Below are 15631 nucleotides of genomic sequence, written 5' to 3'. Positions count from 1 at the left end.
GGCAAAAAACCCGAAGCGATTACACCATATCGGGATCATTCAATCAAACGCGAATTAGTTTATGGAAATTCAGAAAATCTGAAAGATCAGTGATTGATCGGGATGTCGGCATTTCGGATGGCATCGGCCATGGCCTGTGCTGCCGGTGTCAGCATGTGACCGGATGGTGTGACCATCCACACCTCGCGCCGGGCAGAGCAGTCGACCAGGGGCAGAAACTCAAGATCCAGGAATTCCGGCAGCACGGCCAGTTCCGGCAGGATGGTGATGCCGACGCCTGCGCGCACAAGGCTCAGGATCGAGGCGGTGTTGGGCACCATCAGGTTCGACGCGTTCAGGATCGGCGCGAAGCCTTCATCGGCAATGTTGAAGCACAGACCGTTGGCGATGAAATTCATCCCCTCGATGTCCTTCCAGGTCAGTTCCGACCAATTGCGTGCCAGCGGGCTGTCGACCGGGCAAACAACACCGAACCGGTCGGAAAAGATCAACTCCCGGTCAAAGCCGGGCATCTGCCGAAGGGTCGCCATGCCGATATCGGCCCGCTCAGAGGTCAGTTCGCGCTGCACCGAAGCGCTGTCGGTGTCGCGCATGTCGATCTGAACGCCCGGATGACGACGCATGAAATCCTGCAGGATCTTCGGCAGGATCGCTTGCGCGACGGACGGTGTCACCGCCAGACGCACCTGACCCTGCTCCGCGCGGGACATCCCCTCGATCGACTTCACGGTCCGATCGAAATGTTCCAATTCGCGCCGCGCTTCAACCAGAACCATTTCACCCAGGGGCGTCAGGCGCGATTTCCGCGCGCTTTCAAACAGGGGGGCGCCGATATGATCCTCGAATTGGCGCAGCATCATCGAAACGGCCGAAGAGGTTCGGCCAAGCTGCTGCGCCGCGTCGGCAAGACTGCCGTGGTCGGCCGCCGCGCGGAAACAGCGAAGCATTTCGATCTTGATCGCCAAGTTCAGATTTCCTGTATTTTGGATGTTTAAAACGACATTATCTTAACAAATGGTAAAATGATGTCAATCCCAAAGGCGGTACGCTGGCTGCGAAACCGGGGTTGTCCGGTTGCGGTGCAGCGGCTATCGCTGGACGCGGTATCCAGCGAAAAGGCACCGATGACACGCATCTTCATCACAGGCACGGCCGGTTTCATCGGCTTTCATCTGGCACGGCTTTTGTTGGATCAAGGCATGCAGGTCCATGGCTTCGACGGCATGACCGATTACTACGATGTCACGCTCAAGCGTCGGCGGCATCAGGTCCTGCTGCAAAGCCCCGGATTCGCCGCAACCGAAGGCATGTTGGAGGATCGCGATACGCTGGACCGGGCCATTGACGGGTTTGCGCCGGACGTCATCGTGCACCTGGCCGCGCAGGCGGGCGTCCGCTATTCGCTTGAAAATCCGCGGGCTTACATCGACGCCAACGTCACCGGCACGTTCAACGTGATGGAGGCCGCGCGGCGCAACGCGGTATCGCATCTGCTGATGGCCTCGACCTCGTCCGTCTATGGCGCCAATACCGCGATGCCCTATGCCGAAACCCACAAGGCCGACAGCCCGATGACGATCTATGCGGCCACCAAGAAGGCGACCGAGGCGATGGGGCATTCCTATGCCCATCTGTGGAACCTGCCCACGACGATGTTCCGGTTTTTCACCGTCTATGGCCCCTGGGGCCGGCCCGACATGGCGCTTTTCAAGTTCGTCGATGCGATCCTCGATGGGCGCCCGATCGACATCTACAACCACGGCGACATGTACCGCGATTTTACCTATGTGGACGATCTGGTGCGGGGGATTCGGTTGCTGATGGATGCGGCTCCGGTGCGGCCCGATGGGCCGGACGATATCCCCGAATGGGACAGTCTTTCACCGGTGGCGCCCTACCGAGTCGTGAATATCGGCAACTCGGACAAGGTTCGGCTTGGCGATTTCGTCGATGCGATCGAGGCGGAGCTGGGCATTGCCGCGCAGCGCAATTACATGGAAATGCAGAAAGGCGATGTACCGGCCACATGGGCCGATGCGCGTCTTTTGCGCGAACTCACCGGATATGCACCGCGCACGGATTTTCGCGATGGCATCGCCGCCTTTGTACGGTGGTTCCGCGACTATTATCAGAAGTAACCAGAGAAGAAACCGCACCCTGCCAAGGAGGGGGGAAGCAGGGTGCGGTAACCGATCCCGTTAGATCGTTGCAAGCAGTGCCGCAAAAATATCGGCACCCTGACCCTAGGCGCGAGTGGTTATCAAAACCTTAAGCGGAGTGGAGAGCCACCATCGGGGCAGGTGGGTTGATTGCGCCAAAAGGTGCGCGCGTCATTCACCCTCGAAAGCGCAGAGGGCGTGGACATCCATGCCAAGCGCCTCAAGCCGCCCGCGCCCGCCGAGGTCCGGCAGGTCGACGACAAAGGCACAGCCGATGATTTCACCGCCCAGCCTTTCGATCAGTTTGATGCCCGCCTCGGCGGTCCCGCCGGTGGCCAGCAGGTCGTCGACCAAAAGGATCTTCTCGCCCGCGTCGATGGCGTCGTCATGCACTTCGACAACCGCCTCGCCGTATTCAAGCTGATACCCCTGGCTGATGGTCTGACCGGGTAGCTTGCCCTTTTTGCGAATGGGCACGAACCCCTTGCTGAGCTGATGCGCAATGGCCCCGCCGAGGATGAACCCGCGTGCTTCGAGCCCCACGACCTTGTCGATCTGCATCCCCGCGTAGGGGTGCAGCATCTGGTCGATCGCCATGCGAAACCCGCGCGGATCGGCAAAGAGCGTGGTGACATCGCGGAACATGATCCCCTCATGCGGAAAATCCACGATCGTGCGAATGTAATCCTTGACCGATTTCACCTGTGCCATCATGCGCTCTCCGCTGTTGTCCCCCTACCGGTTTCGCCGAAAGCGCGGATGCACGCAAGGGACCTCTACCATAGCTCGGGTTTCGCGATCATCAGCCAGAAGATCAAGATCATCGACCCGAAGGCGGGCCAGCCCAGGCGAAACCACCAGCGATAGAGGCGGGCCATGGCCTCGGCCCCGCTTTCGCCACCGGACAAGGCCGCCCGCGCGAGATTGCGGATACGGATCTGCATATGCACGACCGGCGCCCAGCAGATGAACGCGAGACCATAGAGCGCGTAGGTCGCGATCAGCCATGGCTCCCACAGCGAGTACCCGGTCAGATAGACGAGCCACAGCCCGGTCAACGGCTGGATCACCCCGGCAGGCGTGGTGAAGAGCCAATCGGCAACAACGACGCCCGACGACACCGAATGGATCGTCTCAACCCGGCCCGTTCGCATGGCCCAGACCATCTGGAACGCCGTGCCCATGCCGGTGCCGAAAAGCACTGTCGAGCTGAGGACATGCAGCCATTTCGCGATCAGGTAGGGGTCCATGGCTACCTCTCATCCTCAAGGATCGCCTGGACGGCAATCAGCGCCAGCAGCGGGATGTTCTTGAGCAATCCGCCAAGGGGCAAGAGCCAGAGCGCAGGGGCGAGCCATGAAAACGCCACCGTATAAAGCGCGATCATCACCCCCTGCACACCGGCCATCAGCTGCGGCCGCCAACCGCGCAGCAGTGCGAGGGCGATGGCGATATCCGCCAGACCGCCCAGCCGGGCGAGGAGGGTCAGCGTCATGTCGCTTGCGCTGGCCTCGGGGATCAACGGCAGGAACTGCGCGGCGGGCAGGGTCAGGCCGATCAGCCCCGAGACCAGCCATAGCGCGGCAAGGGTGAGGCGCAGCAACGGGCGCATCAGGTAGAGCCGGGCGTGCCAGAGATCCTGCGTCCCCGCCGGCCGCGCCGCCAGGAAATCGGAAAACCCCCTTGGTTGGACCGGCAAGGCGGTGATCGCCGTGTCGGGGCGGGCCAGAACGCTGGTTTCCAGTTGCGTCACAGCGGTCGAGGAAATCGGGCCGAGGCGCATCGCATCCCCGATGCGACCGATGAGCCGCGCAAGGGGCAGGGGCAACCGGAACAGTGGCGCCTTGCGCAACCCCAGCCAGCGCCGCACCGCGCGCAACATCTCGGCCAGCGTGATTTCCTCGGGGCCGCCAACCTCATGCGGACCGGGCGGGGGCGGGTGGTGCAGCAGATGCGCGATCATCTCGGTGAGGTCGCTGGCATGAATGGGGTTGAACACCTGTTGTCCCTTGCCCACCGCTGGCATCAGCAGCGGCATGGCCGCAAGCGCCCGCATCAGGGAAGAGCCGCCATAGGACGTATCCCCCAGCACCAGCCCGGGGCGCAGGATAGAGACGTCGTGCCGTGATGCGATTTCTTCGCCCGCGCGCCGGAAAACCGCGAAATCGGTCTCGGCCTCGTCAATGCCCACGGCCGAGATCAACAGGCCCCGCGCACCGTCGGGCAGCGCCTGATAGACCGCCTCGGGGGCTGATACATGCACCGCTTCGCAGATCACGTCCGACGCGCTGAGGACGCCCGCGGCGTTTACCAGATGCGTCACCGCGCCCAGATGAGGCCGCCAGAAGGCCGGATCAGCGGCGCGCGGCGCGGTCAGGTCCGCCTTGAGCGTTTTGAACCCCATCTGCGCCAAACGCTTGGTGCGGCGGGCCGAGGCGATTACCTGCCAGCCCTGATTGCGCAGGCCAAAGGCGATATGGCGCCCGATGAACCCGTCGGCCCCGAGGATCAGAACCGTGCCGGGTGTGCCGATCATGAGGCCCGGCGCAGCGTCGCGGTCATGACGCCCATGCCAACAAGCGCCACGCCACCGCTACGGGTCAGCCAGGTGATGACAGCGGGTCGTTTGATCGTCATGCGCAGCCGGTCCGCCAAGAGCGCAAAGGTTAGCGCGTTCAGGGCCGCGAGCCCCACGAATGTGGCGATCAGGATGGCGAATTGCGGCGCGAGCGGTGCGCTGACGCTCACGAATTGCGGGACGAAGGCGATGAAGAAAGCGATGGATTTCGGGTTCAGCGCGGTGACCGCCGCGGTGTGGCCAAAGACCTTGCGCGGGGTTGTGTCGGCGGTCGCGACGGTGTCCAACCCTTCCGACCGCGGCGCGCGGAGCAATTTCAGACCCATCCAGATCAGATAGATCGCCCCGATCCATTTAAGCGCGGTAAAGAGCGTGGCCGAGGCCAGCACCAGCGCCCCAAGGCCCAGAAGCGACGCTGTCATGGCGATGAGATCGCCCAGGGCCACGCCCGCCGCACTGGCCAGCGCGACCCGCCGCCCCTGGCTGAGCGCGTAGCTCAGCACCAGCAGAACGGTGGGGCCGGGGATCATCAGAAGCGCGGTCGATGCCGCCACGAAGGTGAGCCAGAGTTCGAGAGACATGTCAGGTGTCCTTTTGGGCAAGCACGCGGCCAGCAACCGCGTCAAGTTTGGCAAGCAGGGCGGGATCGCGCGCGTCGGGGGCGGTGAGGATGGCGTAGTCAAGGGCGCGGTCACAGCCATGCGGGCAGGGCGCCCGGTCGGGGCCCAGCAGTGCGGGCAGGCGGGCCACCATGTCACGGGCCTTGCCGGCGTTGCCCGTGAGCGTTGCAATGATCTGCGTGACATCCACTTCGCCATGATCCGGATGCCAGCTATCATAGTCGGTAATCATCGCGACGGATGCGTAGCAGAGCTCGGCCTCGCGGGCGAGTTTGGCCTCTGGCATGTTGGTCATGCCGATCACGTCGCAGCCCCAGACCTCGCGGTACATCTTCGACTCCGCCAGGGTAGAAAACTGCGGCCCTTCCATGGCGAGGTAAGTGCCGCCGCGGTGCACCGTCACCCCGGCCTCCCGGGCGGCGGTCTCGCAGGCATCGCCCAGGCGCGGGCAGGTCGGCTCGGCGACGCTCACATGGGCGACGCAGCCGGTACCGAAGAAGGATTTTTCCCGCGCGAAAGTCCGGTCAATGAACTGATCTACAATGACAAAATCGCCCGGCGCCATCTCTTCGCGGAACGAGCCACAGGCCGACACGCTGATAACATCGGTCACGCCCAGGCGTTTGAGGGCGTCGATATTCGCACGGTAGGGGACGGTCGTTGGCGAATGCACATGCCCCCGCCCATGACGCGGCAGAAACGCCATGCGCACCCCGCCAAGCGCCCCGGTCAGGATCTCATCCGACGGCGCGCCCCAGGGGCTTTCCTGCCGGACCCATTCGGCCCCTTCCAGCCCGTCGATTTCATAGACACCGGAGCCGCCGATGATGCCAATGATGGTCTCGTTCATTATCCCTCCGTTAGTCTTTCGACCCTATTGATACGTCCGCATTCTGCGAAAGGAAATGGGTGATATGGGCATCGCCGCCACACCGGCCCGTGGTATGGCCGCAGCACATGACGGCTTCCCCATCTTGTGGCTGGTCATTTCCGGTGTGGCCTTGTAATGGGGCGGTTCGCGCGCAACGACACCAGCAGGATTTCTTCCTTGAAACACGCAATTCTGGCAGCTTTTGCTAACAATATCTCCATGCCCGACCTTCGGATCATGGAGGATGAGACGCTGAGCGTCGGGCGGCTCAGGATTGAGTTGTTGTCGGGGCTGACCGTGGCGCTGGCGCTGGTGCCCGAGGCGGTGGCCTTTGCCTTCGTCGCGGGGGTACATCCGCTGGTTGGGCTCTACGCGGCGTTTCTGGTGGGGTTGATCACCGCGCTCATTGGCGGGCGGCCTGGCATGATCTCGGGGGCGACTGGTGCCTTGGCCGTTGTGATGGTGGCGCTGGTGGCGCAGCACGGGGTCGAATATCTCTTTGCGACCGTGGTCTTGATGGGTCTTTTGCAGATCATCGCAGGGGCGCTCCGATGGGGTAAATTCATCCGGCTGGTGCCACATCCGGTCATGTTGGGCTTCGTGAACGGGCTGGCCATCGTGATCTTCCTGGCGCAATTGGGGCAGTTCAAGGTGCCGGGCTCGATGGAGAACACCGGTCACGGCATGGGCGGCGGCGAATGGCTCGCCGGGGCGGAGCTTTATACCATGCTGGGCCTGGTGGCGTTGACCATGGCGATCATCTGGGTGATGCCGCGGATCACACGTATCATCCCCGCGCCCCTGGCCGGGATCGGCGTCGTCGCAGGGCTGGTCATCGCCATGGGCCTCGAGGTGCCTCGGGTGGGCGATCTGGCCTCGATCAAGGGCGGGCTGCCCGAATTCCATCTGCCCATGGTGCCGCTGACTTTCGAGACGTTTGAGATCATCCTGCCTTATGCGGTGATCCTCGCGGCAATCGGCCTGATCGAAAGCCTTCTGACGCTGAACCTTGTCGGTGAGATGACCGGCAAGCGCGGCGGGGCCAGCCAGGAATGTATTGCACAGGGCATCGCCAATACGGTCACCGGCTTCTTTGGCGGCATGGGCGGTTGCGCGATGATAGGGCAGTCGATGATTAACGTGAAATCCGGCGGGCGCACGCGGATTGCCGGGATCGCAGCGGCGCTATTCCTGCTGATCTTCATCCTCTTTGCAGCACCGTTGATCGAGCAGATCCCGCTCGCAGCACTTGTGGGCGTGATGTTCATGGTGGTGATCGGTACGTTTGCCTGGAACTCCCTGACCATCCTGCGCAAAGTGCCTTTCTCCGACGCGGCGGTGATCGTGCTGGTGACAGTGGTCACGGTGAAATACGACCTGGCCATCGCGGTGGTCGTGGGCGTGATCGTGTCGGCCCTGACCTATGCCTGGAACAATGCCACGCGCATCCATGCGATCGAGCGCGACTCCGTGACGGAGACCGGCGCCAAGGTCTATGAAATCCAGGGGCCGCTGTTCTTCGGCTCGGCGGAAGGATTTTCCGAGCTTTTCAAGGTGTCAGATGATCCGGATGTTGTGATCGTTGATTTTGCCGCCAGCCGGGTTGTGGACCAGTCCGCATTGCAGGCAATTGAGGCGATAGCCCTCAAGTACGAGGCGGCGGGCAAACGCATCATGCTGCGCCACCTCAGCCGCGATTGTCATCGGCTGCTGACCAAGGCGGGCCACCTCATGGTTGATAGCGACGATGACCCGGATTACGAGATCGCCGTGGATTACGGGGTGCGGACCGGTGTGCTGGGGGCGGGCCACTGAGGGCTGTTTGGAGCAGCGCGATTTGGGTTGGTTGGCTGTTGGTAAGATATACGCTGAGCCGTGCGTTTGCCAGCCCTGGCGGGCGGTCTGGCGATCGCGCGGCGGCCTTTGGCCTTGATTCCGCGCGTGCTGAATCGACCCGGTCCGGGCAGCACTCATCAAACCACATCCAATCTGGTTATTCTCCCGGGCGGGTTAGGCTGAACACCTCGCGGACAACCGAATAATCCTTGTATCCCAAGCGGGCCAGCGGATTGAAGCGGGTCACGTCGAAGGCACCGTCGACGACACAATCATCACGCATGTGCACGCCAATGACCTCGCCGAACGCCACGAAATTCGCCGCGCCCGGCAACTGCACGATCTGCGTCGACCGGCATTCAAGCGACGCGGGTGCGGCGGCCACGCGGGCGCAGTCAATCGTCTCGCAATCGGCCTTCTCGATCCCCGCATCGGTGAACTCATCGACATCCCGTCCCCAGGGGCCGGAGCTTTGGTTCATCACGCCGCGCATCTCGTACTCCACGATGTTGACGCAAAACACGCCCGTTTCCCGGATATTGGCGATGCTGTCCTTGGTGTCTCCACGATCCTCTTTGGCGCTTGTTGAGGCGAACATGACCTGCGGCGGCACGTAGGCCACGGCGTTGAAGAACGAATAGGGCGCGAGGTTGTCACTGCCATCCGAAGCCCGCGTCGAAATCCACCCGATCGGGCGCGGCGTGACGATGGCGTTGAACGGGTTATGCGGCAGACCGTGGCCGTCCTCGGGTCGATAGAACATGACACCCCTCTTAGCTGTTTGAACCAGACCTAGCGCCGTGCTAGGCGCTATGCCACCTGAATTCGCAAGGAAATTCGCGTGTTAGAGCTGCGGCCTGAGGAAAAAGACGATTGGTGGGAGGTCGAGGCGCTTTACGACCTCTGCTTTGCGCCGGGCCGCGAGGCGCTTTCGTCCTATCGCCTGCGGGACGGCATCGACCCGGTCAAGGGGTTGAGCCTCGTGGCGCGAGACACCGATCAGATCCTTGGTGGCGCAATCCGCTTCTGGCCTGTGCGTGTGGGCGGCGAGAAGGCGCTGTTGCTGGGTCCCGTCGCCGTGCACCCGACGCGGCAGGGCGAGGGGCTTGGCGGGTCGCTCATCCGCGAAAGCCTCTACCGGGCGGAAACGAGCGGTTGGGAAAGGGTCATGCTGGTAGGTGATGCGCCCTATTACGGGCGCTTCGGCTTCACGCGGCTGGAGGGGGTGGAAATGCCGCCACCCACCAATCCCGACCGGGTTCTGGGGGTCGATCTGATGCCGGGGGCCTGGGCAGGGATTTCGGGTAAAGTCACCCGATACGCTTGAAAGCGGTTGCCCAAATGCCGATCTGTTAGGTCATGGAAATCTTGGACAAGACGCTTGGCGCGCGGGACACGGAACGTCAGCTTGATCTGCTGGCAAAGCGGCACGCCTCGGCGGGTAATCTTGGCATTCAGGTTCTGAACGCCATCGGCGGTCAGGCCGAAGGGCTGCTTGACCGGTTGCCCAGTGGCATTCGTGACCGGCTGGGTGTCGGAACCGAGCAGGCGTTGAAACTGGCGATGAGTGCTGCGCACCGCTCCCGCGGGGTGGTGGGCGAACAGCCCGGCTGGCTGACGCGGCTGGCCACGACGGCCATGGGGGCCGCGGGCGGTTTCGGCGGCTTGCCCAGTGCGATGGCCGAACTGCCGGTGACCACAACGATCCTGCTGCGCGCCATTCAGGACGTGGCGATTGAACACGGGTTCGACCCGGCCGAGGAGGCGGTGATGTTCGACTGCATCCAGGTGCTGGCCGCTGCCGGGCCGCTGGATCACGATGACGGCGCGGATGTTGCGTTCCTGAGCACAAGGCTGACCGTGACCGGCACAACGCTCAACACGCTGATTGCCCGCGTGGCGCCACGTCTGGCCACGGTCCTGGGGCAGAAACTCGCGGCGCAAACGGTGCCGGTGCTGGGCGCAGCGGCCGGAGCGGCCACGAACTATGCCTATACCAGTTACTATCAGCAGATGGCGCATGTGCATTTCGGCCTCAGGCGGCTGGCGATCACGTCGGACCGCGACCACGCCGAACTGCTCGAGGATTTCCGCAAACGCGTCGCCCGCGATCCGATCAAACGCGCCTGAGCCTCAGAGCTTGCCTTTGAGGTATTTCATCACGAAGGGCCGGACCGTCTGGTGGCCTTCATCGCTGGCCTCGTGAATGACCGCGCGCAGATCGACCAGATCAATGCGCCGCAGGATGGATTTGACCGGCCCGATGGAGGCCGGGCGCATCGAAAGGGTACGCAGGCCGATGGCAGCGAAACAGGCGGCCTCGACCGGGCGGCCCGCATCCTCGCCACAAAACGAGAGCGGTGTGCGCGTGGCGTCGCAACGGGCGACGATGTTTTCCAGAAAGCTCAGGAAGCTCACGTTCAGCGTGTCATACCGCCGCCGGACCCGCTCGTTTTCGCGGTCCGCAGCAAAGAAGAACTGCTTGAGGTCATTGCCGCCAATCGAAAGGAAATCGACCTCCTGATAGAAGCGGTGCGGGGCGAAGGCGAGCGAGGGCGTCTCGAGCATCGCCCCAACCTCAAGGCTTTCAGGTATCGGATGGCCCAGAATGCGTTCGCGCTCCAACGCCTTCTCCATTTCCGCCCGGGCGGCCCGGAATTCTTCGCGCTGCGCAACGAAGGGGAACATGATGCTCAGGGGGCGGCCTGCCGCGGCGCGGATGAGCGCCTGCAGCTGCATCCGCATCACGCCGGGCTTGTCGAGCCCCACGCGAATGGCGCGCCAACCCATGGCCGGGTTCGGCTCATCCGTGGCGGTCATATAGGGCAGGACCTTGTCCGACCCGATGTCGAGTGTGCGAAACACCACCCGCTTGTCGCCCGCCGCGTCAATCACCCGCGCGTAAAGCTCGCTTAGCTCCGCGCGCTTGGGCATGTGGTTGCGCACCAGGAATTGCAATTCGGTGCGGAAAAGGCCCACGCCTTCGGCACCCGATCCGCCAAGGCTGGGCAGATCGGCCATCAGTCCTGCGTTCATATGCAGCGCAATCGTCGTCCCGCAGAGCGTCTCGGCGGGCTTCTCGCGGATCGACACATAGCGTTCCTGCGCCTGTGCCTGCATCGCCATCTTGTCGCGGAAGGCCGACACGACGGTTTCATCCGGTCGCAGGTGCACGATGCCCTGATCGCCATCGACCAGCACCAGATCGCCATTGAGTGCCTCGGTGGTGACGCGATCAGCATGGATCACCAGCGGAATGGCCAGCGCCCGCGCGACAATCGCGGCGTGGGAGCCGACGGAGCCTTCTTCGAGCACGATCCCCTTGAGCTTGCGTCCGTAATCCAGGAGTTCCGCAGGCCCGATGTTACGCGCGATCAGGATCGGATCGGCGGGCATTTCCGCCCCGGTCTCGCCGCCCTGACCGGTCAGGATGCGCAATAGGCGGTTGCTGAGGTCGTCTAGATCATGCAGGCGTTCGCGCAGGTAGGCATCGTTCACCTGTCCCATGCGCGCGCGCGCGGCGGATTGCTCCTTTTCGACGGCGGCCTCGGCAGACAGCCCGCGGGAGATGTCCTCCTCCATACGCCGCATCCAACCCTTGGAATTGGCGAACATGCGGTAGGCTTCAAGAACCTCCAATTGTTCCTTGTCACCGGTGGCGGCCCGCGACAGCATACGATCCACACCGACGCGCAGTTCCTCGACCGCCTCATGCAGACGTTCGATTTCGCGGTCGGGATCGTCGGCAATCGGGTTGGTGACCACGACGCGCGGCTCGTGCAGCCAGACATGACCCTGCGCCGCGCCTTCCTGGCCGGTACCGCCTCGGAAAAGCACCTGTTGCTGGTGCCGGGCGGACATGGCCGCGCCTTCGCCGACAAAGGCGCCCAGCTCGGTCATTTCGGCCAGGACCATCGCCACCACTTCGATGGCGTACACTTCCTCTTCGGAATAGGTCCGCGCATCACGGGATTGCACCACCAAAACGCCCAACTTCTCGCCAAGCCGTTGAATTGGAACACCAATAAAGGAGTTATACGCCTCCTCCCCGGTCTCTGGCATGTAGCGGAACCCCTTGGTCCCAGGGGCGTCGTCGGTATTGATCACATCGCCGGTGCGCGCCACCAGACCCACAAGCCCTTCGCCCATGCGCATCCGCGTCTGGTGGACCGCCTCGGGGTTCAGGCCTTGCGTGGCGCAAAGTTCAAGGGTGTCTTCGTCACGGAAAAGGTAGATCGAACACACCTCGGTGTGCATCTCGTCGGCAATGAGCTGCGTGATTCGGTCGAGCCGCTGCTGCCCTGCGGCGTCATCGGCCATGACGTCGCGCAGGCGGCGCAGCAGTTTTCTGCTGTCAGTTCCCGCATGATCGTCCATTCTGGCGACCCCTCCTCAGGTGCATCGCACCACAGTCCACTGCGTAAGTTAGACCACAGTCTTTTCCGGTGTGAAACGGATTTCTGGGCTGTCCCGCGCAAGAAAAGGGTTAACGCAACGTCCTGGCGAAATGGCAGGTGACCGGCCTAGGCGGCCTTGTCGAGCTCGAACGCATCGTGCAGCGCCTGCACCGCCAGTTCCATGTATTTCCTGTCGATCAGCACGGAAATCTTGATCTCGGACGTGGCGATGACCTTGATGTTCACCCCCTCGTCGCAGAGGGTCTTGAACATCTTGGCGGCAACGCCCGACTGGCTGCGCATGCCGATCCCGACGGCGGATACCTTGGCCACATCGGTGTCGGCAATCAGATCGTGATAGTTGATCTCGCCCCGTGTCTTGGCGTCCTGCAGGGCCTTTTCGGCGCGGGTCACCTGCTCGGTCGGGCAGGAGAAGGTCATGTCCGTGCGGCCTTCTTCGGCGATGTTCTGAATGATCATGTCGACATTGATGCCCGCATCCGAGAGCGGCCCAAAAATGGCGGCGGCGATACCGGGGCGGTCCGCGACCGACACAAGGGTCATCTTTGCCTCATCCCGGGAGTAGGCGATGCCAGAAACGACGTTTGATTCCATGATTTCCTCCTCGGCGCAGACAAGCGTGCCGGCCTCGTCCGATTGTTCTTCGAAACTGCTCAGAACCCGCAGTTTGACATTATAGCGCATCGCCAGTTCGACTGAGCGGGTTTGCAGAACCTTCGCGCCCAGGGAGGCCAGTTCCAGCATCTCTTCAAAGGCGATCTTGTCGAGTTTGCGGGCCTTGGACGCGATACGCGGATCGGTGGTGTAGACGCCATCCACATCAGTGTAGATGTCGCAGCGTTCCGCGTCGAACGCGGCGGCAAAGGCCACGGCAGTGGTGTCCGATCCGCCCCGCCCCAGGGTCGTGATGCGCCCCTCGGGGGAAATCCCCTGGAACCCGGCGACCACGGCCACCCGCATGCCTTCGCCAAACTTGGCGTTGATGTTGTCGGTCGGGATTTCCTCGATCCGCGCGGCGGAATGGGCGCTGGTGGTCTTAAGTGGCACCTGCCAGCCCTGCCAGCTCCGCGCGGGCACATCCATTTCCTGCAAGGTGAGCGCCATCAGACCCGCGGTCACGTTCTCGCCCGAGCTGACCACGGCGTCATATTCCCGCGCGTCATAAAGCGGCGAGGTCTCATCTACATAGCCCACCAGCTTGTTGGTCTCGCCGGACATGGCGCTGACGATGACGATCACGTCATAGCCCTTGGATACCTCGACCCCAACGCGCTTGGCCGCGCGGCGGATACGGTCCAGCGTGGCCACCGATGTGCCACCGAATTTCATCACGAGAACGGGCATTGATGCGTCCTTGGCGGGTAAGTCGCCGGGGGTTTATGCCGATCCGCCGGGCAGGGCAAGGGGGCAGGGCGCCGCAAGCGGCTCAGTAGGGGTGATCGCGCCCGTCCCACGTCTGAAAGCAGCCGGTGCTTTCGAGCGTGAGTTCATCGAACCGCGCGGTTAGACCTTGGGCTGCCTCATCAACGGAGATATCGGCCGCGCTGCCGCCCATCTCCGTGCGCACCCATCCGGGGTGGTAGATGCCCACGGCAACCCCTTCGGCCGCAAGATCCGTGGCCAGGTTACGCCCCAGATTGAGCGCCGCCGCCTTGGACGCGCGATAGATGTAGCTGCCGCCAGGTGCACGGGTGTGACTGGCCATCATGCTGGAAATAATCGCGATTTTCGGTTCCGTGGCGCGTCTGAGATGCGGCAGCAGGGCCTGGATCGTCAGGAAAACGCCGGTGACGTTGGTCGCAAAACTCTGGTGCCACATTTCTGCGGGAAACCCGTCCTCCAACGATTGACCTTTGTCGAGATAAACCCCCGCGTTGCAGATCAACAGGTCGACAGGCTTGCCGTCGATACCGCGCGCAAACGCGGCCTGTTGATCGGGGTCCGTGACGTCCAGCTGCGCAAGGGTGCTATCCGAGCGCGCGGTTCCGGTGACAAGATCGCCACGTGCGGTATACTGGGCGGCGAGCGCCTGTCCGATGCCGCGATTGGCACCGGTGATGACGATGTGCATGCGCGCAACTCCTTAGTTTTTTGTCAGTTGGATTTCCGGCCGGGAACAAAGGGCAGCGGGGCGACCGGCACGCCGTCTTCGATCAGCTTTTTTGCCTCTTCCGGCTTGGCCTCGCCATAGATTGATCGTTCCGGTGCGGTGCCGTCGTGGATGTCGCGGGCTTCCTGGGCGAAGTTGACGCCGACATATTCGGAGTTCTGCTCAACCTGCTTCTTGAGCTCCGCTAACGCCTGTTCCGCGACTTCGGGCGGCTGTTCGATCCGGCGTTTTTTGCTGTCGCGGACCTTCGGGGCCATTAATGCCTTTTCGACCTTGGTCGAGCCACAGATGATACAGCTGACCATGCCCGCCGCATGCAGCTTTTCGAAAGCCTCGGACGATTGGAACCAGCTTTCAAACCGGTGATCATCGACACATCTGAGCGCAAACTGAATCATTTTCTTCCGTTTCCAGACCCAACGCGACAAAGCTATAGTCGAAATACCGTCTGGCAAGCAATCGCCCGAACCGGATCAGAGCTTCCGGTGGTCGAAATCCTTGATAATGCGGGCAAGTTCGGGCTCCGACACCCGTTTTGCCGCCTTTTGAGGGCTCAGCCATTTGCGATCCCGTTGTCCGGCTTCGGGATAGTCGTCCTCGACGGATTTAACCTTCACCGGATAGACCATGGCGACGCAGGGCACCTCTTCACCCGAAATCGTGCGGGTGTAGGAGTAGAGGCCAAGCGTCGCTTCGAGCGCCTTGCCTTTTACGCCTGCCTCTTCCCAAGCCTCGGTCAATGCCGCTTCGCTCGGGGTCTTGTTGTCCATCGGCCAGCCGCGCGGGATGATCCAGCGGCCCGTTCCCCGAGAGGTGATCAGCAAGACCTGCGTCTTGTCATCGACCACGCGAAAGCACAGCGCCGCAAACTGCGTGCGGACGTCTGACTTCAGCGCGGACTGAAGATTGATTGGTTCCTGTTTCACCTTTTGGAGTGTCATGCGCGCGACCAACTTCCGAAAACTTTCTCTATCTTACCTAAAAATATGGATAAATCATTTAAAAATACCAATAAATGCGCGGCAAAGAAATGTGCATA

The 15631-nt window shown here is 62.4% G+C and carries 16 protein-coding genes; 4 read left to right on the top strand and 12 right to left on the bottom strand.

The annotated features are described in order from the left end of the window. Window positions 1-86: 86 nt before the first annotated feature. Window positions 87-965 (bottom strand): LysR family transcriptional regulator, encoded by an 879-nt coding sequence (locus tag RBB29_RS05520; protein ID WP_306113559.1) that lies wholly within the window; start codon window positions 963-965, stop codon window positions 87-89. Between the two features lie 159 nt (window positions 966-1124). Here RBB29_RS05520 and RBB29_RS05515 point away from each other — a divergent pair, with 159 nt between their 5' ends. Further along, window positions 1125-2138, top strand: coding sequence for an NAD-dependent epimerase/dehydratase family protein (locus tag RBB29_RS05515; protein ID WP_306113837.1), 1014 nt, complete (start codon window positions 1125-1127; stop codon window positions 2136-2138). A 192-nt stretch (window positions 2139-2330) separates the two neighbouring features. Here the strand turns inward: RBB29_RS05515 and RBB29_RS05510 are convergent, their stop codons facing one another. The 5 genes from RBB29_RS05510 to RBB29_RS05490 all read right to left on the bottom strand — a co-directional run bounded on the left by RBB29_RS05510 (window position 2331) and on the right by RBB29_RS05490 (window position 6207). Next, on the bottom strand, window positions 2331-2870 hold the full coding sequence (locus RBB29_RS05510) for an adenine phosphoribosyltransferase (RefSeq protein ID WP_306113558.1): 540 nt from the start codon (window positions 2868-2870) through the stop codon (window positions 2331-2333). 65 nt (window positions 2871-2935) lie between these two features. Then, a complete protein-coding gene (locus tag RBB29_RS05505) occupies window positions 2936-3409 on the bottom strand; it encodes a DUF2269 domain-containing protein (protein ID WP_306113557.1) in 474 nt (157 codons plus the stop codon). A gap of 2 nt (window positions 3410-3411) precedes the next feature. Beyond that, a complete protein-coding gene (locus RBB29_RS05500; RefSeq protein ID WP_306113556.1) occupies window positions 3412-4695 on the bottom strand; it encodes a DoxX-like family protein in 1284 nt (427 codons plus the stop codon). Further along, window positions 4692-5318, bottom strand: a complete 627-nt coding sequence (locus RBB29_RS05495; RefSeq protein ID WP_306113555.1) for a LysE family translocator — start codon at window positions 5316-5318, stop codon at window positions 4692-4694. Before RBB29_RS05495 ends, RBB29_RS05500 begins: the two co-directional genes overlap by 4 nt. Before the next feature lies 1 nt (window position 5319). Further along, window positions 5320-6207, bottom strand: a complete 888-nt coding sequence (locus RBB29_RS05490; protein WP_306113554.1) for an S-methyl-5'-thioadenosine phosphorylase — start codon at window positions 6205-6207, stop codon at window positions 5320-5322. A 198-nt stretch (window positions 6208-6405) separates the two neighbouring features. Between RBB29_RS05490 and RBB29_RS05485 the strand changes: the two genes are divergently transcribed. Next, complete coding sequence (locus tag RBB29_RS05485; RefSeq protein ID WP_306121106.1) at window positions 6406-8043, top strand: SulP family inorganic anion transporter; 1638 nt, start codon at window positions 6406-6408, stop codon at window positions 8041-8043. A 178-nt stretch (window positions 8044-8221) separates the two neighbouring features. Here RBB29_RS05485 and RBB29_RS05480 read toward each other — a convergent pair whose 3' ends face one another. Next, the gene (locus tag RBB29_RS05480; RefSeq protein ID WP_306113552.1) at window positions 8222-8827 is read right to left on the bottom strand and encodes a flavin reductase family protein; all 606 of its coding nucleotides are present in this window, start codon (window positions 8825-8827) and stop codon (window positions 8222-8224) included. Window positions 8828-8905: 78 nt separating this feature from the next. On the opposite strand from RBB29_RS05480, the gene RBB29_RS05475 reads away from it, so the two are divergent. Both RBB29_RS05475 and RBB29_RS05470 read left to right on the top strand, forming a co-directional pair. Then, window positions 8906-9391 carry a GNAT family N-acetyltransferase gene (locus RBB29_RS05475; RefSeq protein ID WP_306113551.1) on the top strand — a complete coding sequence of 162 codons (486 nt, stop codon included), beginning with the start codon at window positions 8906-8908 and terminating at the stop codon, window positions 9389-9391. A 32-nt stretch (window positions 9392-9423) separates the two neighbouring features. Continuing rightward, window positions 9424-10194, top strand: a complete 771-nt coding sequence (locus RBB29_RS05470; RefSeq protein WP_306113550.1) for an EcsC family protein — start codon at window positions 9424-9426, stop codon at window positions 10192-10194. A gap of 3 nt (window positions 10195-10197) precedes the next feature. On the opposite strand, the gene ptsP is transcribed toward RBB29_RS05470, so the two are convergent. From ptsP to RBB29_RS05445, 5 genes are all read right to left on the bottom strand, one after another. Then, window positions 10198-12441, bottom strand: coding sequence for a phosphoenolpyruvate--protein phosphotransferase (ptsP, locus tag RBB29_RS05465; protein WP_306113549.1), 2244 nt, complete (start codon window positions 12439-12441; stop codon window positions 10198-10200). A gap of 146 nt (window positions 12442-12587) precedes the next feature. After that, window positions 12588-13826: an aspartate kinase gene (locus tag RBB29_RS05460; protein WP_306113548.1), complete on the bottom strand. Its 1239-nt coding sequence runs from the start codon at window positions 13824-13826 to the stop codon at window positions 12588-12590. 82 nt (window positions 13827-13908) lie between these two features. Next, complete coding sequence (locus RBB29_RS05455) at window positions 13909-14553, bottom strand: SDR family oxidoreductase (protein ID WP_306113547.1); 645 nt, start codon at window positions 14551-14553, stop codon at window positions 13909-13911. A 23-nt stretch (window positions 14554-14576) separates the two neighbouring features. After that, on the bottom strand, window positions 14577-14990 hold the full coding sequence (locus RBB29_RS05450) for a DUF1178 family protein (protein ID WP_306113546.1): 414 nt from the start codon (window positions 14988-14990) through the stop codon (window positions 14577-14579). A 75-nt stretch (window positions 14991-15065) separates the two neighbouring features. Further along, a complete protein-coding gene (locus tag RBB29_RS05445) occupies window positions 15066-15533 on the bottom strand; it encodes an NUDIX hydrolase (protein WP_306121105.1) in 468 nt (155 codons plus the stop codon). Between the last annotated feature and the right edge of the window lie 98 nt (window positions 15534-15631).

The sequence above is a fragment of the Roseovarius sp. MMSF_3359 genome, from assembly GCF_030733385.1.
In the GTDB taxonomy this organism is placed as follows: Bacteria; Pseudomonadota; Alphaproteobacteria; order Rhodobacterales; family Rhodobacteraceae; genus Roseovarius.
The sequence above is the reverse complement of the archived record's forward strand: the minus strand, read 5'-3'. Positions and strand labels throughout refer to the sequence as shown.

Coding starts and splice junctions, on each gene's coding strand:
- RBB29_RS05455 (WP_306113547.1), bottom strand. CDS start 14,553: ATGCACATCGTCATCACCGGTGCCAATCGCGGCATCGGACAGGCGCTC.
- RBB29_RS05490 (WP_306113554.1), bottom strand. CDS start 6,207: ATGAACGAGACCATCATTGGCATCATCGGCGGCTCCGGTGTCTATGAA.
- RBB29_RS05480 (WP_306113552.1), bottom strand. CDS start 8,827: ATGTTCTATCGACCCGAGGACGGCCACGGTCTGCCGCATAACCCGTTC.
- RBB29_RS05500 (WP_306113556.1), bottom strand. CDS start 4,695: ATGATCGGCACACCCGGCACGGTTCTGATCCTCGGGGCCGACGGGTTC.
- RBB29_RS05510 (WP_306113558.1), bottom strand. CDS start 2,870: ATGGCACAGGTGAAATCGGTCAAGGATTACATTCGCACGATCGTGGAT.
- RBB29_RS05460 (WP_306113548.1), bottom strand. CDS start 13,826: ATGCCCGTTCTCGTGATGAAATTCGGTGGCACATCGGTGGCCACGCTG.
- RBB29_RS05505 (WP_306113557.1), bottom strand. CDS start 3,409: ATGGACCCCTACCTGATCGCGAAATGGCTGCATGTCCTCAGCTCGACA.
- RBB29_RS05445 (WP_306121105.1), bottom strand. CDS start 15,533: ATGACACTCCAAAAGGTGAAACAGGAACCAATCAATCTTCAGTCCGCG.
- RBB29_RS05450 (WP_306113546.1), bottom strand. CDS start 14,990: ATGATTCAGTTTGCGCTCAGATGTGTCGATGATCACCGGTTTGAAAGC.
- RBB29_RS05495 (WP_306113555.1), bottom strand. CDS start 5,318: ATGTCTCTCGAACTCTGGCTCACCTTCGTGGCGGCATCGACCGCGCTT.
- RBB29_RS05515 (WP_306113837.1), top strand. CDS start 1,125: ATGACACGCATCTTCATCACAGGCACGGCCGGTTTCATCGGCTTTCAT.
- RBB29_RS05470 (WP_306113550.1), top strand. CDS start 9,424: ATGGAAATCTTGGACAAGACGCTTGGCGCGCGGGACACGGAACGTCAG.
- ptsP (WP_306113549.1), bottom strand. CDS start 12,441: ATGGACGATCATGCGGGAACTGACAGCAGAAAACTGCTGCGCCGCCTG.